Annotated in this window: 34 protein-coding genes; 21 read left to right on the top strand and 13 right to left on the bottom strand. The window is 71.0% G+C overall.

Features of this window, described 5'->3' with window-relative positions; all coding sequences use genetic code 11:
- The first annotated feature begins 152 nt into the window (after positions 1–152).
- Entirely contained in the window at positions 153–482 is a 330-nt protein-coding gene (locus ACIRVH_RS34045; protein WP_403961447.1) for a deoxyxylulose-5-phosphate synthase, read from the top strand.
- Positions 479–1,264, top strand: a complete 786-nt coding sequence (locus tag ACIRVH_RS34040; RefSeq protein WP_403961445.1) for an SMI1/KNR4 family protein — start codon at positions 479–481, stop codon at positions 1,262–1,264. The genes ACIRVH_RS34045 and ACIRVH_RS34040 overlap by 4 nt, the downstream gene beginning before the upstream one ends.
- Here ACIRVH_RS34040 and ACIRVH_RS34035 read toward each other — a convergent pair.
- The 6 genes from ACIRVH_RS34035 to rpsB all read right to left on the bottom strand — a co-directional run bounded on the left by ACIRVH_RS34035 (position 1,261) and on the right by rpsB (position 6,666).
- Complete coding sequence (locus ACIRVH_RS34035; RefSeq protein ID WP_403961442.1) at positions 1,261–1,707, bottom strand: SRPBCC family protein; 447 nt, start codon at positions 1,705–1,707, stop codon at positions 1,261–1,263. The genes ACIRVH_RS34040 and ACIRVH_RS34035 overlap by 4 nt on opposite strands.
- Positions 1,708–1,872: 165 nt before the next feature.
- On the bottom strand, positions 1,873–3,036 hold the full coding sequence (locus tag ACIRVH_RS34030) for a phosphatidate cytidylyltransferase (protein WP_403961440.1): 1,164 nt from the start codon (positions 3,034–3,036) through the stop codon (positions 1,873–1,875).
- The gene (gene frr, locus ACIRVH_RS34025) at positions 3,036–3,593 is read right to left on the bottom strand and encodes a ribosome recycling factor (RefSeq protein WP_403961437.1); all 558 of its coding nucleotides are present in this window, start codon (positions 3,591–3,593) and stop codon (positions 3,036–3,038) included. Before frr ends, ACIRVH_RS34030 begins: the two co-directional genes overlap by 1 nt.
- Positions 3,594–3,780: 187 nt before the next feature.
- Positions 3,781–4,539, bottom strand: coding sequence for a UMP kinase (gene pyrH, locus ACIRVH_RS34020; protein ID WP_403961435.1), 759 nt, complete (start codon positions 4,537–4,539; stop codon positions 3,781–3,783).
- A 203-nt stretch (positions 4,540–4,742) separates the two neighbouring features.
- Positions 4,743–5,579 (bottom strand): translation elongation factor Ts, encoded by an 837-nt coding sequence (tsf, locus tag ACIRVH_RS34015; RefSeq protein WP_403961430.1) that lies wholly within the window; start codon positions 5,577–5,579, stop codon positions 4,743–4,745.
- A 151-nt stretch (positions 5,580–5,730) separates the two neighbouring features.
- A complete protein-coding gene (gene rpsB / locus ACIRVH_RS34010; protein ID WP_403961427.1) occupies positions 5,731–6,666 on the bottom strand; it encodes a 30S ribosomal protein S2 in 936 nt (311 codons plus the stop codon).
- A 271-nt stretch (positions 6,667–6,937) separates the two neighbouring features.
- Between rpsB and ACIRVH_RS34005 the strand changes: the two genes are divergently transcribed.
- Complete coding sequence (locus tag ACIRVH_RS34005; protein WP_403961424.1) at positions 6,938–7,501, top strand: murein hydrolase activator EnvC family protein; 564 nt, start codon at positions 6,938–6,940, stop codon at positions 7,499–7,501.
- A 96-nt stretch (positions 7,502–7,597) separates the two neighbouring features.
- On the opposite strand, the gene ACIRVH_RS34000 is transcribed toward ACIRVH_RS34005, so the two are convergent.
- The 7 genes from ACIRVH_RS34000 to ACIRVH_RS33970 form a co-directional block, all read right to left on the bottom strand.
- A complete protein-coding gene (locus ACIRVH_RS34000; RefSeq protein WP_386576660.1) occupies positions 7,598–8,155 on the bottom strand; it encodes a TetR/AcrR family transcriptional regulator in 558 nt (185 codons plus the stop codon).
- Positions 8,156–8,219: 64 nt separating this feature from the next.
- Positions 8,220–9,062: an RNA polymerase sigma factor WhiG gene (whiG, locus tag ACIRVH_RS33995; protein ID WP_145883421.1), complete on the bottom strand. Its 843-nt coding sequence runs from the start codon at positions 9,060–9,062 to the stop codon at positions 8,220–8,222.
- A gap of 263 nt (positions 9,063–9,325) precedes the next feature.
- Positions 9,326–10,486 (bottom strand): DNA-processing protein DprA, encoded by a 1,161-nt coding sequence (gene dprA, locus ACIRVH_RS33990; protein ID WP_403961420.1) that lies wholly within the window; start codon positions 10,484–10,486, stop codon positions 9,326–9,328.
- Positions 10,483–11,133 carry an ATP-binding protein gene (locus ACIRVH_RS33985; protein WP_403961757.1) on the bottom strand — a complete coding sequence of 217 codons (651 nt, stop codon included), beginning with the start codon at positions 11,131–11,133 and terminating at the stop codon, positions 10,483–10,485. Before ACIRVH_RS33985 ends, dprA begins: the two co-directional genes overlap by 4 nt.
- A 41-nt stretch (positions 11,134–11,174) precedes the next feature.
- Positions 11,175–12,791 (bottom strand): recombinase family protein, encoded by a 1,617-nt coding sequence (locus ACIRVH_RS33980; protein ID WP_403961417.1) that lies wholly within the window; start codon positions 12,789–12,791, stop codon positions 11,175–11,177.
- A gap of 2 nt (positions 12,792–12,793) precedes the next feature.
- Entirely contained in the window at positions 12,794–13,186 is a 393-nt protein-coding gene (locus tag ACIRVH_RS33975) for a hypothetical protein (protein WP_403961414.1), read from the bottom strand.
- 16 nt (positions 13,187–13,202) lie between these two features.
- Complete coding sequence (locus ACIRVH_RS33970; protein WP_403961411.1) at positions 13,203–13,619, bottom strand: helix-turn-helix domain-containing protein; 417 nt, start codon at positions 13,617–13,619, stop codon at positions 13,203–13,205.
- Positions 13,620–13,959: 340 nt separating this feature from the next.
- Here ACIRVH_RS33970 and ACIRVH_RS33965 point away from each other — a divergent pair, with 340 nt between their 5' ends.
- The 18 genes from ACIRVH_RS33965 (at position 13,960) to ACIRVH_RS33880 (ending at position 22,630) form a co-directional block, all read left to right on the top strand.
- Positions 13,960–14,172: a helix-turn-helix domain-containing protein gene (locus ACIRVH_RS33965; protein WP_403961408.1), complete on the top strand. Its 213-nt coding sequence runs from the start codon at positions 13,960–13,962 to the stop codon at positions 14,170–14,172.
- Entirely contained in the window at positions 14,169–14,396 is a 228-nt protein-coding gene (locus ACIRVH_RS33960; RefSeq protein WP_403961405.1) for a hypothetical protein, read from the top strand. The genes ACIRVH_RS33965 and ACIRVH_RS33960 overlap by 4 nt, the downstream gene beginning before the upstream one ends.
- A gap of 73 nt (positions 14,397–14,469) precedes the next feature.
- Entirely contained in the window at positions 14,470–14,619 is a 150-nt protein-coding gene (locus tag ACIRVH_RS33955; protein WP_403961402.1) for a hypothetical protein, read from the top strand.
- Positions 14,616–14,942, top strand: coding sequence for a hypothetical protein (locus ACIRVH_RS33950; RefSeq protein WP_403961397.1), 327 nt, complete (start codon positions 14,616–14,618; stop codon positions 14,940–14,942). Before ACIRVH_RS33955 ends, ACIRVH_RS33950 begins: the two co-directional genes overlap by 4 nt.
- Entirely contained in the window at positions 14,939–15,172 is a 234-nt protein-coding gene (locus ACIRVH_RS33945) for a hypothetical protein (protein ID WP_383751602.1), read from the top strand. Before ACIRVH_RS33950 ends, ACIRVH_RS33945 begins: the two co-directional genes overlap by 4 nt.
- Positions 15,169–16,341 (top strand): Rad52/Rad22 family DNA repair protein, encoded by a 1,173-nt coding sequence (locus ACIRVH_RS33940; RefSeq protein WP_403961393.1) that lies wholly within the window; start codon positions 15,169–15,171, stop codon positions 16,339–16,341. The genes ACIRVH_RS33945 and ACIRVH_RS33940 overlap by 4 nt, the downstream gene beginning before the upstream one ends.
- Positions 16,338–16,997 (top strand): hypothetical protein, encoded by a 660-nt coding sequence (locus ACIRVH_RS33935; RefSeq protein ID WP_403961390.1) that lies wholly within the window; start codon positions 16,338–16,340, stop codon positions 16,995–16,997. Before ACIRVH_RS33940 ends, ACIRVH_RS33935 begins: the two co-directional genes overlap by 4 nt.
- On the top strand, positions 16,994–17,680 hold the full coding sequence (locus ACIRVH_RS33930; RefSeq protein WP_403961387.1) for a hypothetical protein: 687 nt from the start codon (positions 16,994–16,996) through the stop codon (positions 17,678–17,680). The genes ACIRVH_RS33935 and ACIRVH_RS33930 overlap by 4 nt, the downstream gene beginning before the upstream one ends.
- A gap of 136 nt (positions 17,681–17,816) precedes the next feature.
- On the top strand, positions 17,817–18,101 hold the full coding sequence (locus ACIRVH_RS33925; protein WP_403961383.1) for a hypothetical protein: 285 nt from the start codon (positions 17,817–17,819) through the stop codon (positions 18,099–18,101).
- Between the two features lie 12 nt (positions 18,102–18,113).
- A complete protein-coding gene (locus ACIRVH_RS33920) occupies positions 18,114–18,935 on the top strand; it encodes a helix-turn-helix domain-containing protein (RefSeq protein ID WP_403961380.1) in 822 nt (273 codons plus the stop codon).
- Between the two features lie 5 nt (positions 18,936–18,940).
- Positions 18,941–19,645 carry a hypothetical protein gene (locus tag ACIRVH_RS33915; protein ID WP_403961375.1) on the top strand — a complete coding sequence of 235 codons (705 nt, stop codon included), beginning with the start codon at positions 18,941–18,943 and terminating at the stop codon, positions 19,643–19,645.
- Positions 19,642–20,016 carry a hypothetical protein gene (locus tag ACIRVH_RS33910; RefSeq protein ID WP_403961372.1) on the top strand — a complete coding sequence of 125 codons (375 nt, stop codon included), beginning with the start codon at positions 19,642–19,644 and terminating at the stop codon, positions 20,014–20,016. The genes ACIRVH_RS33915 and ACIRVH_RS33910 overlap by 4 nt, the downstream gene beginning before the upstream one ends.
- A gap of 103 nt (positions 20,017–20,119) precedes the next feature.
- Positions 20,120–20,635: a single-stranded DNA-binding protein gene (locus ACIRVH_RS33905; protein WP_403961370.1), complete on the top strand. Its 516-nt coding sequence runs from the start codon at positions 20,120–20,122 to the stop codon at positions 20,633–20,635.
- Positions 20,636–20,727: 92 nt separating this feature from the next.
- Positions 20,728–20,943 (top strand): hypothetical protein, encoded by a 216-nt coding sequence (locus tag ACIRVH_RS33900; protein ID WP_403961368.1) that lies wholly within the window; start codon positions 20,728–20,730, stop codon positions 20,941–20,943.
- Complete coding sequence (locus ACIRVH_RS33895; RefSeq protein WP_403961365.1) at positions 20,940–21,131, top strand: hypothetical protein; 192 nt, start codon at positions 20,940–20,942, stop codon at positions 21,129–21,131. The genes ACIRVH_RS33900 and ACIRVH_RS33895 overlap by 4 nt, the downstream gene beginning before the upstream one ends.
- A gap of 145 nt (positions 21,132–21,276) precedes the next feature.
- Complete coding sequence (locus ACIRVH_RS33890; protein ID WP_403961363.1) at positions 21,277–21,564, top strand: hypothetical protein; 288 nt, start codon at positions 21,277–21,279, stop codon at positions 21,562–21,564.
- Positions 21,565–21,605: 41 nt separating this feature from the next.
- Positions 21,606–21,773, top strand: a complete 168-nt coding sequence (locus ACIRVH_RS33885; protein ID WP_403961360.1) for a hypothetical protein — start codon at positions 21,606–21,608, stop codon at positions 21,771–21,773.
- Complete coding sequence (locus ACIRVH_RS33880) at positions 21,770–22,630, top strand: hypothetical protein (RefSeq protein WP_403961357.1); 861 nt, start codon at positions 21,770–21,772, stop codon at positions 22,628–22,630. The genes ACIRVH_RS33885 and ACIRVH_RS33880 overlap by 4 nt, the downstream gene beginning before the upstream one ends.
- The last annotated feature ends 133 nt before the right edge of the window (positions 22,631–22,763 follow it).

The raw sequence follows: 22,763 nt of genomic DNA, 5'->3' as shown, positions 1-22,763 counted from the left end.
CAGTACGTGCGCCACCGAGCGGTACGGGGTCCGGCGGTCCGGGGGCGCGTCGCGATCCAGCGCGTCACGCATCCGGGGCCGCCGGGTTCCTTCGGGGCCGGGTGCCGGAAACCTGCTTGGCCGGCGTCATGGGGGCTCCCTAGTCTGGCCGCATGTCTGCCGCCAAGACCTCGTACGTCTGTCTGTCCTGCCGGGTGTCGTACAAGCAGTGCTACGACCCGTGGCGGGAGCGGACCTGCCCGCGCTGTGCGGGTGCGCTGATGTACGCGGGTTCGGCCTTCGCGGCGCCCCCGAAGCGGGACAGAGCCGCGTGGCGGACACTCACCGTGCTGTTGAACGCGGGCGTCGGTTTCCACGCGAGCTGCTGCGGCGGGCCGGGCTACCGGCCGCGGACGCTGCGCGAGGTGCGGGAGCGGATGGCGTACGCCCGCCGTACCGGGGAGCCGGCCGCGACCGCGCTGCGCCGGGTCGATCTGCCGTGACGGGTCTGGACGCCCTGGTCCGGGCCGTGTCCCCGCCGCCCGACCCGGTCGACGCCCGCGGGGACTGGGCCGAGGTGGAGGCGCGGCTCGGGGTGCGGTTGCCCGGTGACTACAAGCAGCTGGTCGAGACGTACGGGTGGGGCGAGTTCTGCGACTACCTGTACCTGCGCACACCCTTCGGTACGAGCTCGTACAACCGCCTGGAGCGGCACGACGGTCTGCTGGTCTGGGGCGCCACGATGGACGCCGACCGGCTGTGCTGGCGCACCGACGGGGACCCGGAGGAGTGGCCGGTGGTGGTGCGGGGCCGGAGCATCGGGCGGGAGGAGTTCGCGCCGGGTGCGGCCGGGTTCGTCGAGGGGTGGGTGACGGGGCGGGTGCGCTCCACCGTCCTGGCCGACATGGAGCCCGGCCTGGCGCCCTGGTTCAACGCCTTCCGGCCTCGGCTGCACCGGTGTCTGCGGCTGTCCGAGGGCCCGAGGCCGTACGCCGAACGGCTGCGGATACTCCGGGACGTGCTGGCGCCGACCGTGGACCGGGGATCGTGGCAGTCCGACGACGGTGCGCACGGCCAGGACCACTTCGCGACCGCCGACACGGACTGGCACCTCACCTACGACCGCTCGCGCCCGCACCAGATCCGCGTCTCCTTGCCGCCCGGAGACCGTGCGACGGCCCGCGACCGTCTCTTCGCCGCCGTACGCCTCATGGGCTGCACGGTCCTGGAGATCACCACGGCCGACGGCCTGCCGCTGCCGGACTGGAGCGCCGACGACGCCTAGGCCGCCGTGTGCTCCAGCCGCTCCTTGAGCAGCCGCTCGTTGTGCGGGAGTTCCTTGCGCAGCTGCGGCCGTACGACGAGGGGCAGCAGGACCTTGCCGATCCCCCGGCCCTCGAAGTCGAGGTCCATGCTCACGCGGCTACGGCCCTCGGCCAGCGGGATGACCTCGCCGTGGACGCTGCCCCGGACGGGCCCGTCGATACCGCGCATGCCCCAGGTGTGCGGCGGTTCGAACTCGGTGACCTCCATGGTCATCGGGACCTCCCGGCTGCCGACGTGCCGGGTGACCCGGATGCGGGAGCCGAGACCGAACGGCCCCTCGTCCAGCTGCTCGACCGAGACCGCGCTCGCCTGCCACTCGGGCAGATGGGAGGGGTCGCTGAGGTAGGCCCAGACATCACCGGGGCTCCGGTCGACGTCGATCTCCTCATGGAAGGCGGACATGGGCCCTCCTTTCCCTTGCATCCGATCCCTTATATGCGGAATCGTCCCACTCGGGCGCGGGTACGACCATCCCCACCGCCATTCCCGCCGACGATTCCCGCCGGGTACGACGACGGGCCCCGTCCTGCGTTCAGGACGAGGCCCGGAAGCCGTGGCGAGCAAGGCTCACGCGGAGCCGACGAACAACACCATCAGCAGCCACACCACCGGAGCGGTCGGCAGCAGGGAGTCCAGACGGTCCATGATGCCGCCGTGCCCGGGAAGCAAGGTGCCCATGTCCTTGATGCCCAGGTCGCGCTTGATCATGGACTCGCCGAGGTCGCCGAGGGTGGCGCTGGCCGCGACGGCGAGGCCCAGCAGCAGACCCTGCCACCAGCTGCCGTCGTCGATCAGGAACTGCATGCACAGCGCGCCCGCGACCATGGCGAACAGCACCGCGCCGAGCAGGCCCTCGCGGGTCTTGCCGGGGCTGATGCGTGGGGCGAGCTTGTGCTTGCCGAAGCGCCAGCCGACCGCGTAGGCGCCGGTGTCGCTGACGACCGTCAGGAGCAGGAAGGTCAGGACACGCCAGGAGCCGTCGTCGGCCGTGAGCATCATCGCGACGAACGTCGCCAGGAACGGCACGTAGAACGCCGCGAAGACGCCGGCCGTGACGTCCTTGAGATAGCCCTCAGGCGGCTCGGTCATACGCCAGACCAGGACGGCCAGCGCCGTCAGGGCCATGGCGACCCAGGCACCCTCGGCACCCCGCACATACCCGGCGACCACCATCGCCGCACCGCCCAGCGCGAGTGGCACGAGCGGCGCCTTGATGGCCTTGCGCTCCTGCAGCCGGCTGGTCAGCTCCCACAGGCCCACGACCACGGCGACCGCGACCACACCGACGAACACGGCCTTGTAGATGAACAAGGACGCGATGATCACCACACCGAGCCCGACACCGACCCCTATGGCCGCGCTCAGGTCACGGCCCGCGCTCTTCTTCTGCGGCGCGGGCGCCGGCTGCGGGGCGTCGGGCATGGGCTCCGGATTCTGCGTGTCGTGTTCGAACGTGTTGCCGTGGGACGTGTTGCCGTGGAACGCGCTGTCCTGGAACGTCTCGTCTCGGAACAAGGGGCCGTTCAGGCGAGCGGCCCCCCGGTCGTCGTCCTGGTCTCCGCCATACGCGGGTACGTCGGGCACGATGGGCATGGGGCGAGTGTGCTGCGCCTCAGGCGCATCGTACGCGGGACCCGCCGGGGCAGCCCCCTGGACAGGCCCACCCTCGGTGGGCCCCCAGTACCCGGCCTGCCCCGCCATCGGCGGTGCCCCCCAGGAAGAGTCGCTCATCAGACTTCGAGCAGCTCCGCTTCCTTGTGCTTCAGGAGCTCGTCCACCTGAGCCACGTACTTGTGGGTGGTGTCGTCCAGCTCCTTCTCCGCACGGCGGCCCTCGTCCTCGCCGATGTCGCCGTCCTTGATCGCCTTGTCGAGGGCGTCCTTGGCCTTGCGGCGCACGGAGCGGATGGAGACCCGGGAGTCCTCGGCCTTGGCCTTGGCGACCTTGATGTAGTCGCGGCGACGCTCCTCGGTGAGCTCGGGGAACACCACACGGATGATGTTGCCGTCGTTGCTCGGGTTGACGCCCAGGTCGGAGTCGCGGATCGCCTGCTCGATGTTGCGCAGGGCGCTCTTGTCGAACGGGGTCACGACCGCCATGCGCGGCTCCGGCACGGAGAACGAGGCCAGCTGGTTGATCGGCGTCAGCGCGCCGTAGTAGTCGGCCACGATCTTGTTGAACATCGCCGGGTGCGCACGGCCCGTGCGGATCGCGGCGAAGTCCTCCTTGGCGACCACGACGGCCTTCTCCATCTTCTCCTCGGCCTCGAGGAGGGTCTCTTCGATCACCACTAGCTCCTGCGTGTCTTGAGTAAGGCCCGGCTGCGGTTCCTCGTCGGGGCGGCGGCCGGCTGCGTCGCGTCTTCTTCCTGCACGGTTCCCGACCGGCAGGACATTGTCCATCCCCCGGCCAGGGTGCGTCCCGTCCGTCCCCCGGACAGGTGGCGTACCCCGGGTGACGGCGGGGGTGTGCCGGTCAGGCCCGGCTGCCCCGGTCACCCACCAGCGTGCCGATCTTCTCACCCTTGACCGCCCGCGCGATATTGCCCTCCGCGAGCAGCTCGAACACGAGGATCGGCAGCTTGTTGTCGCGGCACAGCGTGATGGCGGTGGCGTCGGCGACCTTGAGGTCGCGGGTGATGACCTCGCCGTAGCCGAGGGCGTCGAACTTGACGGCGTCGGGGTTGGTCTTGGGGTCGGAGTCGTAGACCCCGTCCACACCGTTCTTGCCCATGAGCAGCGCCTCGGCGTCGATCTCCAGGGCGCGCTGGGCGGCGGTGGTGTCGGTGGAGAAGTACGGCATGCCCATACCGGCGCCGAAGATGACCACGCGGCCCTTCTCCAGGTGGCGCACGGCGCGCAGCGGGATGTACGGCTCGGCGACCTGGCCCATCGTGATGGCGGTCTGCACCCGGCTGTCGATGCCTTCCTTCTCCAGGAAGTCCTGGAGGGCGAGGCAGTTCATCACGGTGCCGAGCATGCCCATGTAGTCGGAGCGGGCGCGGTCCATGCCGCGCTGCTGCAGTTCGGCGCCCCGGAAGAAGTTGCCGCCGCCGATGACGACGGCGATCTCGGCGCCGTCGCGGACGACGGCGGCGATCTCACGGGCGATCTTGTGCACCACGTCCGGGTCCACGCCCAGGCCCCCACCTCCGGAGAAGGCCTCTCCGGACAGCTTCAGCAGAAACCGGCCGCGTACTTTGCCGTCGTCGCTCTTCTGGGCCTTGGTGGTCATGGAGATCCCGCCTCTTTCACGTGTTGCACATACGAAGAAGGCCATTGCCGGTGGGGTCGCTTTTCGCTCCCATGCGCGGCAATGGCCTCCTCGTCAGATCTGCTGCCGTCCGCCACGTGCCTGGGTGTGGCGGTGTGCGCGGACGACTGCTGTCGACCCTATCGAGAATTCTCCTCGGGTCGCGCGTCGATCGCGGTACGGACTCAGATGCCGACCTTGATGCGCGTGAAGCGCTTCAGGGTGACACCGGCCTCGTCCAGCACCTTCTGGACCGACTTCTTGTTGTCCAGCGCGTACGGCTGGCCGAGCAGCGTGGCGTCCTTGAAGAAGCCGTTGACGCGACCCTCGACGATCTTGGCGATCGCGGCCTCGGGCTTGCCCTCGGCGCGGGTGGTCTCCTCGGCGATGCGACGCTCGGACTCGACGACCTCGGCCGGGACGTCCTCCTGGGAGAGGTACTTCGGCGCGAAGGCGGCGATGTGCTGGGCGATGCCCTTGGCGACCTCCGCGTTCGGCTTGTCCAGCTCGACCAGGACACCGATCTGCGGGGGCAGGTCGGGCATGGTGCGGTGCATGTAGGCGAGCACGAAGCCGTCGGCGAACTGCGCGAAGCGGTCCAGGACGATCTTCTCGCCGAGGTTGGCGTTGGCCTCGTCCACGAACGCCTGGACGGTCTTGCCGGCCTCGATCTCGGAGGCGAGCAGGGCCTCGAGGTCGGCCGGGGAAGTCTTGGCGACGTGCTCGGCGATCGCCGTGGCGACGGCCTGGAACTTGTCGCCCTTGGCGACGAAGTCCGTCTCGCACTTCAGCTCGACGAGGACGCCGGAGGAGTTGTCGTCGGCGATGATGGAGACCACGGCGCCGTTCTCGGCGGAGCGGCCCTCGCGCTTGGCGACGCCCTTCTGGCCCTTGATGCGCAGCGCCTCGACGGCCTTCTCGACGTTGCCCTCGGCCTCGTCCAGCGCCTTCTTGCAGTCCATCATGCCGGCGCCGGTGAGCTCACGGAGCTTCTTGACGTCGGCGGCGGTGTAGTTCGCCATGAGTCTGTGAGTCTTTCTCGAAGTCTTGGAAGATCGGAGATCGGTACGGTCTGCGGTCCACATGTGAACGCGGATCGCGAACTGCGCGCCGACCTACAGGTGAACAGCGGGGGCGGACTTCATGTCACCGCCCCCGCCGTCAACACTGACGTCAGGCCTGCTCGCCCTCGGCGGCCTTCTCCTCGACCGGAGCGGCCTCGGCGGCCGGGGCGGCCTCGGCAGCCGGAGCCTCGACAGCCGGAGCCTCGGCAGCCGGAGCCTCGGCGGCCGGAGCCTCGGCAGCCGGAGCCTCGGCAGCCGGAGTCTCGTCCTTCTTCTCACCCTCGAGCAGGTCGCGCTCCCACTCGGCGAGCGGCTCGGCGGCGGCCTTCTCGCCCTTGTCACCGGTGGCGACACGGGAGCGGGAGATGAGGCCCTCGGCGACGGCGTCGGCGATCACACGGGTGAGCAGGGTGACGGAGCGGATCGCGTCGTCGTTGCCCGGGATCTTGTAGTCGACCTCGTCGGGGTCGCAGTTGGTGTCGAGGATCGCGACGACCGGAATGTTCAGCTTCCGGGCCTCACCAACGGCGATGTGCTCCTTCTTGGTGTCCACGATCCAGACGGCGCTGGGCACCTTCTGCATCTCGCGGATACCACCGAGGGTCTTCTCCAGCTTGGCCTTCTCGCGCGAGAGCACGAGAAGCTCCTTCTTGGTCAGACCGGACGCGGCGACGTCCTCGAAGTCGATCTGCTCGAGCTCCTTGAGGCGCTGCAGACGCTTGTAGACGGTCGAGAAGTTGGTGAGCATGCCGCCCAGCCAGCGCTGGTTGACGTAGGGCATGCCGACGCGGGTGGCCTGCTCGGCGATGGCCTCCTGCGCCTGCTTCTTCGTGCCGACGAACATGACCGTGCCGCCGTGGGCGACGGTCTCCTTGACGAACTCGTAGGCGCGGTCGATGTACGACAGCGACTGGAGCAGGTCGATGATGTAGATGCCATTGCGCTCGGTGAAGATGAAGCGCTTCATCTTCGGGTTCCAGCGACGGGTCTGGTGACCGAAGTGGACGCCGCTCTCCAGCAGCTCCCGCATCGTGACGACGGCCATGGCCGTATCTCCTTGAAGTTCTCGGTTGTGCCGCGGATGCCGGACGGCTCCCGCGCCTGACGCCCACATGCGCCGTGCCACAAAGGACCGAGGAGCGCTGACACCGGCTTGTGATCACCAGGTGTCGGGGCGTGCGAAGTCGACCCGGTGACCCGGATCGCCAGAAGAAGTGTACGGGACCGCGGGGGCACTGGGTGACGCCGCTGTCCACAACCAGGGAGTAGTCCACAGATCCCAGCCATGATCGGCGGGGGTACGGGAGGGTCTTCGCATGCGACGAGTGATGCGATGCGTGGGCGTGTGGGCGGGATTGCTGCTGGCCTCGGCGGCGACGGCGCCGGCTCCCCCGGCCTGGGCCTCCCTGCCCCCACCGGCCCGGGAGGAACGGGTTCCGGCCATCGCCCGCGCCTGGCCGGTGGGCGTCCGTCCACTGGTGCTAAGAGGCTGGCAGCCCCCGGCGACGGTCTACGGCCCCGGCCACCGAGGCGTGGACCTGGCCGCACCCCCCGGTGCCCCGGTACGAGCGGTGGCACCCGGCCGGGTGACCTTCGCGGGCCGCGTGGCCGGGCGTGGCGTGGTGTCCGTCCGGCTGACCGGCACGAACCTACGCACGACGTACGAGCCGGTCAGCCCCTCGGTGCGGAAGGGGGACACGGTGGGGGCGGCCGAGGTGGTGGGCACGGTCGAGGCAACGGGGTCGCACTGCTCGGGTACGTGCGTGCACTGGGGCCTGCTCAGCGATGCGACGTACCTGGACCCGTTGTCCCTGCTGCCGCCCTGGCTACTGCACAGGGGGCCGTCGAGACTGCTACCGGTGCTGGGAGTGCCTGCGTAGCTGCGTGTGTGTGTGTGGGGGGGCCGGTCGAGGGTGGGCGCAGCGGCACCCCGCAAGCGCGGGCAGCAACCCCACCCCGGCCGGCGCCGGCCGGCCTCAGCCCTTCACACCGCGCAGCGCCATGGCCACCGCGGCATCCGTCACCACGGAGGGGTCCTCGGCGGCGCCGAGCTCGATGCGCCGCACGGCCGCGTCCACGACCCCCTGCAGCAGCATCGCCGCCAGCCGGGGCTGCCCGTGTCCCATCTCCCCCAACGCCTCGACGACCATCGCGACCAGCCCGCCGTGCGCGGCCCGGATCTTCTCCCGCGCCCCCGCATCCAGCTCACTCGCCGAGATCGCCACCACAGCCCGGTGCCGCCGGTCCCCGACCAGCGCCAGCTGCTGCCGCACATACGCCTCGACCTTGTCCTCGGCCGACGACGCCCGCTCCATCGCCGCCGCGACCTCCGCCGCCCATACGGGGAAGTCGACCTCGCACAGCTCCTCGACCACGGCGGCCCGTGAGCGGAAGTACTCGTAGACGGACGACCGCGCCAGCCCCGTCCGCTCGGCGAGGGCGGGGAAGGTCAGCGCCTCCGTCCCACCCTCGGACAGCAGGGACCGCGCAGCGTCCAGCAGGGCGGCTCGCTGCATCGACCGGTGCTCGGCCACGGAGGCCGCTCGAATCCTTGGCACGTCAACCACTTTACGGACACCCCACCCCGGAAGGGAGGACTCAGCGCCCGAAGCTCGCCAGCTTGGCCCGCAGCTGCAGCACCGACTTGGTGTGGATCTGGCTGACCCGGCTCTCGGTGACCCCGAGCACATTGCCGATCTCGGCGAGGGTGAGCCCCTCGTAGTAGTAGAGCGTGACGACGGTCTTCTCCCGCTCGGGCAGCGTGTTGATCGCCCGCGCCAGGAACCGGCGCAGCTCCCGGTCCTCGGCCACCTCCACCGGATTGTCGGCGGCGGTGTCCTCCAGCGTGTCCATGAGGCTGAGCCGGTCCCCGCCCTCGCCGCCGACATGCAGCAGCTCCTCCAGGGCGACCACGTTGGCCAGCGACAACTGGCTGAACACCGCATGGAGTTCGTCGACCTCCATGCCCAGCTCGGTCGCAACCTCCCCTTCCGTCGGTGTCCGCCGCAGCCGCGCCTCCAGGGTGGCGTAGGCCCGCTCGACATTGCGCGCCTTCTGCCGGACGGACCGGGGGATCCAGTCCAGCGCCCGCAGTTCGTCGATCATCGCGCCCCGGATCCGGGTGATCGCGTACGTCTCGAACTTGATCTCCCGGTCGATGTCGAACTTCTCGATCGCGTCGATCAGCCCGAACACCCCGGAGGAGACGAAGTCGGCCTGTTCCACGTTGGGCGGCAGGCCGACGCTCACCCGGCCCGCCACATACTTGACCAGCGGCGAGTAGTGCAGGATCAGCTGCTCCCGCAGCCGGTCGTCCCCCGTCTCCTTGTACGACCGCCACAGCTCGTCGAGCGTCGAGGGAGCGGGCGGTCGCACGCTGCCACCGTCGCGGGCGGCTGCGGGGATCGCCGTCCGGTCGGACCCGGAGGTGTGCTGGGGCATTCGTCGCCTTGTGCCGTTCTGCCGTACCTGGGTGAGCTGTCTGCCTGATGCCGAGTTGGCGCGGTCTGCGCCCGGACTTTCGTGAGCGTAGCGTGACTGGGGAGTCGCGGTGTGCGAACAAGGAGGGTCCACTCCTGCGCGGGCCTCTTCCGCCGTCCGCGCCACCGCGCTCCGCAGCTTGCTCTGCGTGACCGGGCAAAGGGGTCAACTCCGGGAAATCCCAAGGGTGTAGGGGATTCCCCCGGACGGCCGAACCTCCTCGGTCAGCACGGACCGTGACAGCTCCGGGCCGAGATCATCGCCTGGCGTGTCAACTTCCAGCCGTCGCCGTGTCGTTCGACGTATCCAAGTGCTCGGAGTTCGTACAGCCTCACGATCGCGTCGTCCGGCGTGGTGCGCGCGCCGCACGCGATCTCCCCGACGGGGGCCGCGCGGCTTCCGGGCAGGGCGGCGAGGACGGCCCGGGCGGCCGGTTCCAGCAGGTCACGCGGGAGTACGGGGCCTCTCCGGGGCGGGGCCAGCTCGCCGATGTCGCCCACGAGTTCGACGACGTCCGCGGCATCGGTGACCAGGACGGCCTCGCCGCGCAGCAGTTCGTGCACGCCGGCGGAGAGTCCGCTGGTGACGGGCCCGGGCACACCCATGGTGAACCTCCCGAGGCGGGCGGCGGCCCGGGCCGTGACCAGCGAACCGCTGCGGCAGGCTGCCTCCACGACGACGGTGCCCCTGGTGAGCGCCGCGATCACTCTGTTCCGCAGGATGAACCGGCTCGGCGTCGGGTGATCACCAGGTGGCAACTCCCCCACCACCAGACCCTGTTCCGCGATCCTGTTGATCAGGGCGGAGTGGCCGCGGGGGTAGGGCCGGTCGACGCCGCAGGCCAGGACGGCGACGGTGGCTCCGCCGGCGGCGAGGGTGCCGCGGTGGGCGGCTCCGTCGATCCCGTACGCACCGCCCGACACGACGACCCAGCCCCGCTCGGCCAGGCCCGAGGCGAGGGTGGCCGCGGCATGGGCGCCGTACTCGGTGCAGGCACGTGCTCCCACGACGGCCACGGACCTGAGCGCCCACATCCGCAGACCGGCCGGCCCCCGCACCCACAGCCCGGTGGGCCGCCCGTCCCCGAGGTCATCGAGCTGTCCCGGCCACTCCGCGTCGCCCGGACAGACGAACCGCATCCCGGCGGCGCGCGCCACCTGGAGATCCCGCTCCGGCTCGGCCCGCCGGGCCCGCCCGACCAGCCCGCCCCACCGAGTCCCGCTCACCCCCGGCAACGGCTCTCCGCCATCCCGCAACCGCCGCACCACCTTCCCCACCCCGAACTCCCGCAGCCACCGTCCGCCGACCTCGTCCCCGGGCTCGATGACCCGGGCGAGAAAGACCCGGTCGAGCAGTTCCCCGGCCGGGTCGGGTCCTGTGGTCATGTCAGGGCCCCGAGGGCCATGGGCACGCCCCGCGGCACTCCGGTGCGCAGTTGCAGGGCGAGGCAGACGTCGGTGGCGTCCGGGCGGTCGTGGCCGACGAGGTCCGCCACCGTCCAGGCGACGCGCAGCACCCGGTCGATCCCGCGGGCGGTGAGCACGCCCCGCTCCAGATTGCGTTCGGCCTCGTCCATCGCGCCGGCGGCCGCATGGAAGCGGCTGCGCAACTCCCGTCCGGGCACCTCACTGTTGGCGCGCCACGGCGTTCCGGCGAGCCGGACGGCCGCCCGCTCCCGGGCTGCCCTGACCCGGTCGGCGACGGTCGCGCTGGGCTCGCCGCGGGCGCCTGGTTCGGTGAGCTGGGCGCGGGTGACCGGGTCGACCTCGACCCGCAGGTCGACCCGGTCCAGCAGCGGGCCGGACAGCCGGGCCTGGTAGCGGCGGATCGTCGAGGGCGGGCAGTCGCACAGGGAGTCCCGTTGCGAGAAGCGTCCGCAGGGGCAGGGGTTGGCCGCCAGGACCATGAGGAACCTCGCCGGGAACCGGACCACGCCCGCGCTGCGCGCGATCACCACGTGTCCGGACTCCAGGGGCTGTCGCAGGGCGTCCAGCGTCTGGCTGTGGAATTCGGGTGCCTCGTCGAGGGACAGGGCCTATAAAACGAGTCGTTACGTCCAGTGAGGACGAGATCTTAGGCGGGGGTGTCGTCCCACGGATCGGGGTCCCACAGCGGGTGAATCGCGACCTTGGTCTTGCCGCTGTTCTCCAGCCCGCGAACGCCCTTGGCTCCCCGCGTGGCGACTACTCGGCGAACCAGCGAACGGAGAATGGCGTTCTTCTCCGCGGCAACAAGCGTGTCCCACTCTTCGAGCAGGCCGACGGCAATAGGGATCAGCTTGGAGCGGTCCGGAGCTACCTCCGCGACGGCGGCGGCTTCCAGTGCTTCGGCAACGTTCCGCTTCTGTGCGAGCAGACGGTCGCGCGCCTGCTCGAACACCCCATCGGGATAGGCGTCCGGGTTGAGAGCCCTGTCTGCGGCGAGGTTCGACAACCCCGACATGAGCCGTGTGTGCTCCGCCTCCAAACGGGCCCTGTCCCTGGCGGCTCGCGCCTGCTTGCGCCCTTGGTCATCGTTCAGGACGACGGGCGACGATGGGGCCGCGTCAACTACGGCCGCTACTTCCCGAGCGAGCCACATGTGCACCTCATCCTCGACGAGAGCACGCTGCACCCATACGGGTCTGTCACAGAGCTTGTGCCTTGACTCCCCGCAGGCGTAGGCGTAGCCGCGAACCTGCCCGCCGCTGCGCCGTGCGGATGTGGCATTGGCGCCCTTGCGGCATCCTCCACAGCGGACGAGTCCGGTGAGGGGGTACGTGGGGTTTCTGGTCCGGGGTGTGAGGGCGGCGCGCTCCTTGGACAGTTCTTCGTATCGCTCCCAGGTTTCCGGCGTGATGATCGCCTCTTGTGCTCCTTCTATATGGATCCATTTCTTGCAGGTGCCGCCGTTGGCGGTGTAGTCGCACCGGCAGCGGGGATCGTGGACGCGAAGGAGGCCGGCCGCGAACCCGCTTTGCATGTAGCGGCGCAGGCTGTCGTATCGCCACGGGTTGCCGTCCGCCGTGCGGTACCCAAGATCGTTGAACCACCCGGCGAGCTGTCCGTACCCGTCCGGCGTCGGCAGTTCCTTGCCGAGCTTCCGTTCGAATAGGGCCTCGATGTGGTCGCGCGCCGCTTCCTCGACCTCGTACCGCTCCTCTTGCAGGGTCCACTCGCCCCGCAGCGTGGGGTGTGGGATGCGCCGGGGGTACCAGACGTAACCCATGCGCTTCCCGCCCGTGGCGGGAAGGCCGTGGGCGCGGCGCCACTGATGGGTTTCCTTCCACTGCTCGCCGGCGCGGTCGCTCTCGAACACGGCGAGGTCGAACAGGATGCGTCGGTTGAACTTACCGACTGCTGTTCGGGCGTCGATGTCCTCGGTTGCTGAGGCGAGGTCTCCCCCGGCGCGCTCGACCCTGGCGAGGTTGACCGCGATGCCGACGTCGTTACGGCCGAACCGAGAGAACTTCCATACGACGATGCCGCGCCGGCCGCGCTCTTCGACGCCGCGAATGCACCCCATGATCTTTCGCTTGAAGTTTCGACCGGTGACGTCTGGGTCTTCGACCCACTCGACTATGCGGCGGTTGGGGTAGCGCCGTTCCCAGGCTTGAAGTGCCGCGCGTTGGAGGTCAAGGGAGATCTTGTCCTCGCGCCAGGTGGACACGCGCAGGTACGCGGTCCACTCCTCTATTTCTGTCTCTGTCATGTTCAACGTGCCTTGCGTTCCCCTCCGTGGTGTTCCGCAGTCCGGTCATCGGCCTGCGGGACTGCGTACAGGCGGTGCACGGTCGCGGCGCCGGGGGTGGCGCTCGCGCCGTCGCTCGGCTGCGGCGGGGGAATAAGCAGGCCACGGGCGGCATGGTCGAGCCCAAGCCGATAACCCTCTCGGCGGATAGCTTCCTTGTTCTCTGCGGTCATGTGGTGTTGGCGCCGCACCTGGGCCAGAATCACGAACGGCAGTCCCGCGAGGGCGACGCCGGCGCCGGTGTCCGCCATGCGTGGCCGGTCGCCCTGGGCGGACGCGACCGCGACCAGGACAAGGCCGATGACGAATACTGCGTAGGCGACTGCTGCGGCGACCTGATCGCGCGTGATGTGCATGTGGTGCGGCTCCTTGCTATCCGTTGGCGCTGCGCTCGTCCGTCTCGACTGCTCGAAGTCCGCTCACCATCCGTTCGAACGCCTCGATACCTTCGGGACTTGTGATGCCGAGTTCGGCCGCGGCCTCTCTCGACGTAATGGGGTTGGGGTTGATGGGTCGCAGCTTGGCGAGGTCTTCCTGCTTGACCACGCCGGCCCGAACCAGGATTTCCGGAAGTCCGACCCGTAGGGCTACGGCGAGCGCTTCGAGGGTCCGTGTGTCTGGGAGCCCGTCAGCGCGTAGGAGGCGCGAAACGGTCGGGGCGCTGAGGCCGGCGTCTTGGGCGAACTTCTTCTGTCCGCCGCGCTCCGGGTAACCAAGCCTGGTCATCATTTCTCGGAGCCACGCGGCGAAGGTTTCGGGCGTGTGCTGCTTCGACGCATCTTGTGTCATGCGTGAAAGATATCGCGCGTGACAGATCCGCACGACCGGGACCGGGATTTGGCATAGTCCACCCCTCCCCCGTTCCCCCGTGCAGCACCGCCAGGTCCGTTCCGTCTCGAACAAACCTTCGATCCGAGCATAGAGCCCGGACTTCACTCCTGTCACTCCCGTTACGACGCGAACACTGTCCGACAGGACGTTGCCCAGGTCCGAGGCGGTTCCGCCCGATTCTGCGACCCAGCGCAGCCCGAAAAGGTTGCACGCCAAATCGATTTCACGCATGAAATTTTGATGCTACGTTTCATTCACGAACGAGATCAAGCGCGATCGTGTCGTGAAAGGAACCGTCATGTCTTTCGCCCCCGCCGCCCTGGTCGCCGCTGCGCAGGCCAAGGGCGACCAGACGCCCGCCGACATGGCGCGGCGCATGAACGTGCCGTACCTCGCCGTCTACCGGTGGGCGACCGGCCGCAACAGCCCCGGACCGTCCGGCCTCGCCGCAATCGAGCGGACGTACGGACTCACCCCCGTCGACCTGATGCGAGAGGACGCCGCCGCATGACGATCGTGATCACCCGCGAACAGGCCGCCGCCAACGCGCGCCGTGTCCTCGACCAGGCACGCGCCCGTCGCGACGCGCTTCCGATTCGGCAAGCCGCCGAGCAGGCCGCCGTCGGCTCATTCCAGAGCGCCGACGAAATCGAACTGACTCTGCGCCGACTCCGCCGTGCGGCCCGCGTCGAGCAGGCTCCCGCGCCTACGGCAGCGCCTGTCCGCGCCGCCTAACCCACGAAAAAACCGCCCCGGGTGCGACCGGGGCGGCGAGAGAGACCCCGTACCGAACACGAGAGGTCCCGTCATGAACCTTACCCACCCGCACCGACAGCAGCGCCCGCTCGCCGTCGACCTGCCCGAACTCTTCGCGTGGCTCCGGACATTGCCCGCCCCCCGCCGGATCGCCGCACTTGCCACCGCCGCCACCCTGTACTTCCCGGAGGTCACCCGATGAGCCGCCGCCACTCCGCCGCCGAGGCCGTCCGCGCCGTCATCGTCGCGCGGGATCTGCGCCGCATCGTCGGTGACGTCGACAGCATCACGACGACACCCGTTTTCATCGACGGGGACCACGGCCCGCGCACGGTCGTGCACGTCCACCTCGCCGACATCCTTCGCCTGCCACTCGCCGTCGACGCCGAGACGCACCGGGCCGCGTACGCCGTCCTGCGCCGTGCCTACCCCCGCGCGCAGTGGTCGAGCAGCGAGTACCGGTACGACCTCCGCCCGGGACGCCTCGCCCCCGTCACCACGGAAATCCCGGCTGAGCTCCGATGACCGCCGAGACCGTCCTCGACGCCCTCGCCGAGGCGTTCGCCGACGAGCCGGCCGCGGTCGAGCACCTGCTGCTCGACCTCGCCGCCGCCCGGGCGCACGCCGACCACATGCGGCACTACCCCGCCGCCACCGACTACGGGCGCGAGTCGGCCGCCGCCGGCCTCGACCGCGCCCGCGAGGACCTGCTCGACGTCCTCGACCTGCCCAGCACGAACGGAGTTCCCGCGTGACCGTCATCCCCCTGCACCACAACGCGCCGGCCGCCACCGCCGGCCCCGTCGACCTCACCCCCGAGCAGGTAACCACCCTGCTCGCCCCGATCAACCCGAGCCGCGTGCAGAACTTGCGCGGGCAGTCGCACCTCGAAGCGTGGGACGTGCGCCGTTGGCTCAACCGCGTATTCGGTTTCGGTGGTTGGTCCGACGAGACGCTCGAACTCGCCCCCGTGGCACAGATGGAGATCAACCCGGGCCGCTGGACCGTTGTCTACCGGGCGCAGGTGCGCCTCACGGTGAAGACGACCGACGGCCGCGTGCTCACCGCATACGACGACGCCGCCATGGGTGACAGCCGCAATCAGCCGTCCCTCGGCGACGCGCACGACCAGGCCATGAAAACGGCCCTGTCGCAGGCGTTGAAGCGGTGCGCGCACAACTTGGGTGATCAGTTCGGACTCAGCCTCTACAACGACGGATCCCGTGCGGCAGTCGGTCTGTGGTCGGCCGCGCACACCGCCCCGAAGACGGCCGAGACGCCCGCCGTGCCAGACGACGCCCCGGTGAAGCCCGAGCCGGCCCCCGTCGTCGAGGAGCAGGCCCCGGCCGCCGAGCAGCAGGTGCAGCGCAGCAAGCGCGCCGAGGGTGGGCCGTGGGAGCAGCCGGCCGCGCAGCAGCAGAAGCAGGCGCCCCCGCGGCAGGGACCGCGGGCCGTGCCGGATCAGCAGCCGGCCGCGCAGGGCGGGCCGTCGCGCGACTACCTCGCCGACGCGCAGGCCGCCGAGTCGCGCGAGCGCTTCGACCAGGTGCGCGCAGCGGCCGTCGTCGAGAACGCCCCGCAGGAGTACCTCGCCAAGCTGGACGCCATCGCGCAGCAGAAGGAGCAGGCCGCGCAGAAGCAGTCGCCGCGCCAGCCGGCCGCGCCGAAGACCGGATCCACGCGCCCCACGGCCGTCCCGTCCGGGCCCGTCACCCCGGACCCGGAAGCGGACGCCGCACGGCAGCAGCACGCCGTCGCCCTCGCCGAGCTGCTCGCCGCTGGGCAGGCCCTCGCCCTCGAACCGTCGCACCTCGACGACATCGCTACGGCCGAGACCGGATGCAAGGCCGCCGACTGCACCGTCGAGCAGCTCGCCAGCCTGACCGCCGACCTGCGCGCCGCCGCCGAGGGGGCCGCCGCATGAGCACCGAGGAGAGCGTCGAGCAGGCCGTCGAGGCGCCGAAGTTCACCGCGGCGCAGATCAAGGCCGCGACGACGAAAGAGGCCGTCCTAAAAGCCCTGCTCGACCAGGTCGACAGGGCGTACAAGGACGCACGCAAGGACGTGCAGGCGATGCTCGACGAGCAGCAGCGCACGACCGGCGGAACGAAATTCGACGCCACCCTGCCGGACGGGACCAAGGTGGGCGACGTCCGGCTGAGCGGCGGCGAGACGGCCGCGAAGATCACAGACGAGCAGGCGTTCGTCGAGTGGGCGCACAAGACGTTCCCGAGCGAGGCCATAACCAAGTTGGTCCGGCCCGTGCCGGCGCGACTGGTCAAGGGTGTGCAGCCGCGGTTCGTAACGCTGCTACTCGAACAGATGACGGCCGCCGGCGTTGCGCAGGTGCACGACGCCGAGACCGGCGAACTGTTCGACGTTCCGGGCGTGGAGATCAAGCCGAGCCGCGCCCGTACGCACTCCGTGAACTTCACCCGCGAAACCAAGGTGAAGCGCGCCGGCCGCGAACTGGTCGCAGATGCGTGGCGGGCCGGCATCCTCGCCCCGATCGTGTTGCCCGCCCTCGCGCCGCCAGCCCCGGCCGCGGCCGCGGCCGACGAGAGCGTGGCCGCAGCATGAGCCGCATTGTTCGTGGACTCGACCTGTCCCTGACCGGTGCCGGCATTGCCGGCGCCGGGTGGGCGCGGACCCTCGGCAGCACAGGCAAGCGGACCGACACGTACGCGATGCGCCGTACGCGGCTGCACCGCCTCGCCGGCCGCATCGTCGAGGCCGTAGCCCCGTGCGACCTCGCCGTCGTCGAGGGTCCGAGCTACGGCTCGAAGGGGGCCGGAACGTGGGACCGCGCAGGTCTTTGGTGGCTGGTCGTCGACCGCCTCGCCGCCCTCGACATCCCTGTCGCCGTCGTCACCCCGACCGCCCGGGCGAAGTACGCCACGGGCAACGGACGGGCCGGAAAGCAGGCCGTCGTCGAGGCCGTCGGCCCGCGGTACGGCGTCGCACTGCGCGACGACAACCAGGCCGACGCGTACGCGCTGCTCGCCATGGGGCACGACTGGCTCGACGAGTCCCTCGCCCCCGTGCCGGCGAAGAACCGGCAGGCTCTCGCCCGCGTCGAGTGGCCCCTGCTGCTCCCGCCGCCGGCCGTGCAGCTCGGCATCGGGGGCGACGACCGGCCATACCCCGAGACCGTGCCCACCGCACCGCGCAAGCCCCGCCGGCGCAAGCCGAGGACCGAGCAGGCCGCGGCCGGCCCGGGGCAGGTCGACGCCCTCGCCCTGGTCGAGGGGGCAGCCGCATGAAGTGCGCGCACTGGATCGGCGACCGTCGGCGGTACTGCCGCATCCCCGGGGCCCGGCCGTACATCCAAGGGCCCCGATGCCCCCTGCACACGCCCGCGGCCCTAGCCGGGAAGGCCGAGCCCGGTACGCCGGCGCCGTGGCCGACAGGCGGGGACGGCCCGCCCTGACACCGCCGATGATCCCCTGCCCGGCGTGCGGACTCCCCGTGATCCGCACGCCGGGGGGCGACCTGCTCGACCCGACCCCGCACCCCCTCGCCATCACCCGGCCGAACGGCCGCCGGATGACACCGCGCGAAGTCGTCGAGTGCGCACTCGACTGCCGGCCGCCCCGCGGACACCACCCGCACCGCCCCGGCCTGCTCCCCCCGTACGACTGCCGCCCCCGCGCCGAGCAGCTCGCCCTCGACCTTGACCTGTAGGAGTACGACCCGATGAGCTACGACGCCCGCGAATGGGTGTGGGACCACAGCAGCAGCAAGGGCACCGCCCGCATGGTCCTCGCCCTGATCGCCGACCGGTGCGTCGACCGGCGTTGCATGGCGTACGCGTCCGTCCCCGCCCTGATGAAGCGCGCGAACGCCTCCCGTACGGCCGTACGCGACGCCCTCGACAAGCTGCTCGCCGGCGACGAGCTGCTGCTGCTCCCCGGCCGCAAGGGACCGCGCGGAGAGACGTACTACCACCTGCCGGCCGCCGCGCGATTCCTTGCCGAGCAGCCCGCCGAGGGGGACCGGAATGCGACCCCCGGGGGACCGGATTCCAGCCCCGCCGACCCGTCCGAGGGGGGACCGGATTCCGACCCGGGGGACCAGATTCTGACCCCCGGGGGGACCGGAGTCCGACCCGGCGCAGGACCGGAATCCGACCCCCAGAACAGAAGAGAACCGAAGGTGAACGGTAAGAGAGCTGCTGCTCTCTCCCCCGCCACCGAGTGGCAGGTCGACGACGACGCCCTCGCATGGGCACAGCGCGAGGGACACCTCGACCGACTCGGCGAGGCCGGCCTACGCGCCGCCGACGAGAAGTGGCGCGCGTACCGAGCTGCTGCTGCTCCCCGCCCCGTCGCCGGATGGGCCGCTGACTGGCGTTCGTGGATCACCCGGGAGCGCACCCCCGCCCCGGGCCGCCCGAACCTCTACGCCCTGCCCGGCGGATCCCCTGCCCCCGCACCGCCGGCCGGCATGACCCGCGCCGACGCACACACCGCCGCCCTGCTCGCCCTGCTCGACGACGCCCCGACCGGAACGGAGTAACACCCATGGAACGCCGTGAAATTGCCGGACTGCTCGCCTACATGGGCCGCCTCGACCCCCGCACGATGCGCACCGACCCGGGCGAGTTGGGCGACCAGCTTGACCAGTGGCAGGAGTTGCTCGGCGACGTCCCCCTCGCCACCGAATACGGGTGGGACGCCCGGAACGCGATCCGGGCGCACGTCGTCAGCTCGCCGTACCCGATCCTGCCCGTGGACGTCGCCCGACAGTGGGCGAAGCACTCCGCCGACCGCCTCGCCCGGCACACCGACCCCGTGCCAACCGCCGACCCGGACGACGTCGAGTCATGGCGGGCCGAGCTGCTCGGTACCCGTCACGCCGTCCTCGCCGGACAGCGCCCCCCGAACGAGCAGCGCGCCATCACGAGTGGCTCGACGATCGACCCGAACGTCGAGGCCCGCCTGCGCGCGATCGGTTCGTGCATCCCCCCGCACGTCCGGCAAGACCTCGCCCCGTACCGACCGGCCAAGGCCCGGCGCGAGCAGTTGGTCGCCGAGGGACTCCCCGACGTCCTCGCCGTTCCGTGCGGATGGTGCGGCGCGGCCGTGAACCAGTCCTGCCGCGCCCGTCGCGTCGTCCCGCGCGGCGGCGCCACCTCGCACCGCCCGATGAAGACCGCCCACCCGAGCCGTATCGAGGCCGCCGCCGCCCTCGCATACGACACCGGCCGTCAGGAGTCCGCCGCATGAGCCGTCCGCGCACGTTCCGGGTGATCGCCGTCTGGCCGGCCCCCGCACCCGAGAGCCGGTACGAGAAGACCGACCGGGCCCGCGTCGTCGCCCTCGCCCGCAAGTGGGCCGCGGCCGGCGCCACGGCCACCGTCGAGCAGGACGTCGGTAGTTGGCAGTGGCGCCATGTCCGCACGTACCGGCCGCCCGTGCCGGCCCCGAAGGTCGAGCCCAAGCCGGCGCCCGTCGCCCCGCCTGCGCCCGTCGAGGACGTACTCGACGACGACCGGACCGACATGTACGAGCGGCTCATGAGGCAGGCCCCGACCAGCCGGGACAGCCGCGGCCGTCGTACCTGCCGGCACGTGGTCAACGGCCGCGGGATTCGGTAGACCCCCTCCCCAAACCGGGACGACAACGCATACCCATGCCCGGTAGATTTCACGTACGATTCGTTTTTCCGCTTTTCGTTTCATGCTCGAAAGAGGAGTGCCGTTGTCCGGCGAAACCGTGATCACCGTTGTTGGAAACCTGGTCGACGACCCCGAGCTGCGGTACACGCCGAGCGGCGCGGCCGTCGCTGCGTTCCGCGTCGCCTCTACCCCCCGAGTGTTCGACAAGACCGCGAACGAGTGGAAAGACGGGGACAGCCTCTTTCTGACCTGCTCGGCGTGGCGCACCCTCGGCGAGAACGTCGCCGCGTCCCTCGCCCGCGGATCCCGCGTCATCGTGCAGGGCCGACTCAAGCAGCGCAGCTACGAGGACCGCGAGGGCGTAAAGCGCACGGTCGTCGAGCTGGACGTCGAGGAAGTCGGCCCGTCCCTGCTCCGCGCCACCGCCACCGTCACCAAGACCACCGGCCAGAACGGCAGCAACGACCAGCAGCAGCGCCAGCAGCCGGCCAACGACCCGTGGAACACCGCGCAGCAGCAGCGCCCCCAGCAGCCCCAGCAGCAGTACGCGCAGCAGCAGTACCCCGCCCAGGGATACGGAGACGAGCCCCCGTACTGAGTCGCGCCCGCGACCGGTCGATGCCGCCCCCGTGCGCAGGGGGCGGCGCCCACCTCTCCCCTTCCCGCCCCTTCCCGAACGGAGCCTGCCCCGTGTCGAGCCCCACCCGCCGCACTGTCCACCTGACCCGTACCGAGCACGCCCTGCCGCTCCCCGCGTCCCTGCTCGACGTCGCCGAGCTGCTCGACACCGTGCGCGCCGAACTCACCCGGGCCGACCGCCCCGTCGACGACGCCGAGTTGCGCGTCGCCGAGGGGGAGCTGCTCGCGTTCTACGACGTGCCGCGCGCGGCAGTGGTCACCCGATGAGCCCGGCCGGCGTCGCCCTGGTCGCCCTGGTCGTCGTGTTCTCCCCGGGCATCGTGCAGACCTGCGCCCGAGTGTGCCGCCGGCCCGACCACCTCGACCGCGAACTGCGCGCCCTGCTTGCCCACCCCCGCCGCCCGTGCCCGTCCGGCTGCACGGCCTGCTCGACCGCCCGGGACACCACACCGTGAGAGCCCTCGACCGCCTAGTCGGCATCGTCCGCCCCGCCAACTTCCGATCCCCTCGACCGAGCAGGCGCCACCCGGCCGACACCCGCGGCGTCTGCTCGCCCACCTGCCCCACCTGTACCGCCCTCGCCACCAGGAAGGCCGCACGATGAGCCGCAACACCCGCGCCGCACGGGAGCAGGCCCGCCTCGCCCGCCGCGCGCAGGTCGACAACCTGCTCGCCCGGTACGCCCGCACCGCCCCGGCCGAGGCCGAGCTGCTGCGCACCCTGGTCGCCACCGAGATAGCCGAGGGCGACCGGTACCGCCGGGAGTCCGGCGGACAACAGGCCGCCGTACGCCGGGAGCAGCAGCGCGTCGCCGCCGCCGAACAGGCCATCGCCGAGGCCGAGGAGCGCGCGGCCGTCGCCGAGCAGGCCCTCGCCGAGCAGCAGTGACCGCCCGCCCGCACGTGCTGTGCGCACATCGGTACGTGCTCATGCAGGACTCATGTCCCGGATGTGACGCCGAGCAGGAGCAGCCCCACCAGGCCGAGCCCGTCGACGTCGTCCCGTCGTGGACACCCCGCCGTCACCGTCGTTGCCGGCGCTGCTCCCTGATCACCTCGCACCGCATCCACCAGCAGCAGACGCCCGCCGCCGAATGAGCACCGCGGGGCGCACCGAGCAGGCCGCGACCCGACGCACCACCGAGGAGACACCAACCGTGCAGCACCCCGTCGCCATACGTACCGCCGAGCGACTGCGCACCATCCGGGAGCAGTGGGGCGCCCTGCTCGCCGCCGTCGAGACGCCGCCCGCCCCTTCGACGTGGCCGCCGGCCGAGACGCGCGCGTTCCTGAACACCGGGGCCGAGGACGAGGGGGCCCTACTGGTCGAGGACCGGGCGCCGCTCACCCTGCGGCAGCACCCGGCGCCGGCGAACCTCGACGCCCTCGACGTCGCCCTGTTCGTCGAGCAGCAGGTGTTCGACCTCGCCGACACCCTCGCCGCGGCCGTGCAGCACGCCGGCCCCGACGACGTCCGCCGCTGGACGTTCCCCGACCCGGGCGCACCGGACGCGCGCACCGCCACGGGATCCCGCGCGCACGGTCTGCACTGGGCTGCTGTGTACGTCGAGGGGCGCGTGCTCGACGAGGACACCGAGCCCGAGCTGCTCGGCGACGCCCTGCTCGCCGCCCCGTTCGCCCCGCTCCCCGAGTGGGCACTGCACGAAGCCGCACGGGTGGCCCGGGCCTGCGAGCAGCGCGTCGCCCGCATCGTCGCCGCGGACGCGATCACCGGGAGCCGCACCCTGCCGACCCCGTGCCCGTCGTGCGGGGGCGCCCTGGTCATCCGTGCGGCGCCGGCCGACCCCCCGACCGTCACCTGCCGGACAGGGGAGGCGTGCGGGGCGGACACCGGACGGGACGCCCGCGGCCGTCGCGTGTGGGAGTGGCCGGCTTGCCTGCCCCTGCTGCTCACCCCCGGGGCCCCGGACGCCGGCACCCCCCGGGCCGCATGACCCCCACCCCCAACGTACGGAGCAGGGCCCGGAGTTGATCCGGGCCCTTTGCTCAAACCCCTTGTGAATCTAGTTCAGAACCTAGTACAGTCGGCATTGTTCACCCCGCCGGCTGCACACCGGCACCCACCAC

The organism is Streptomyces sp. NPDC101165 (assembly GCF_044768135.1).
GTDB lineage: Bacteria > Actinomycetota > Actinomycetes > Streptomycetales > Streptomycetaceae > Streptomyces.
Note: the sequence above shows the minus strand (reverse complement) of the source record. Positions and strands in the feature narration are given on the sequence as shown.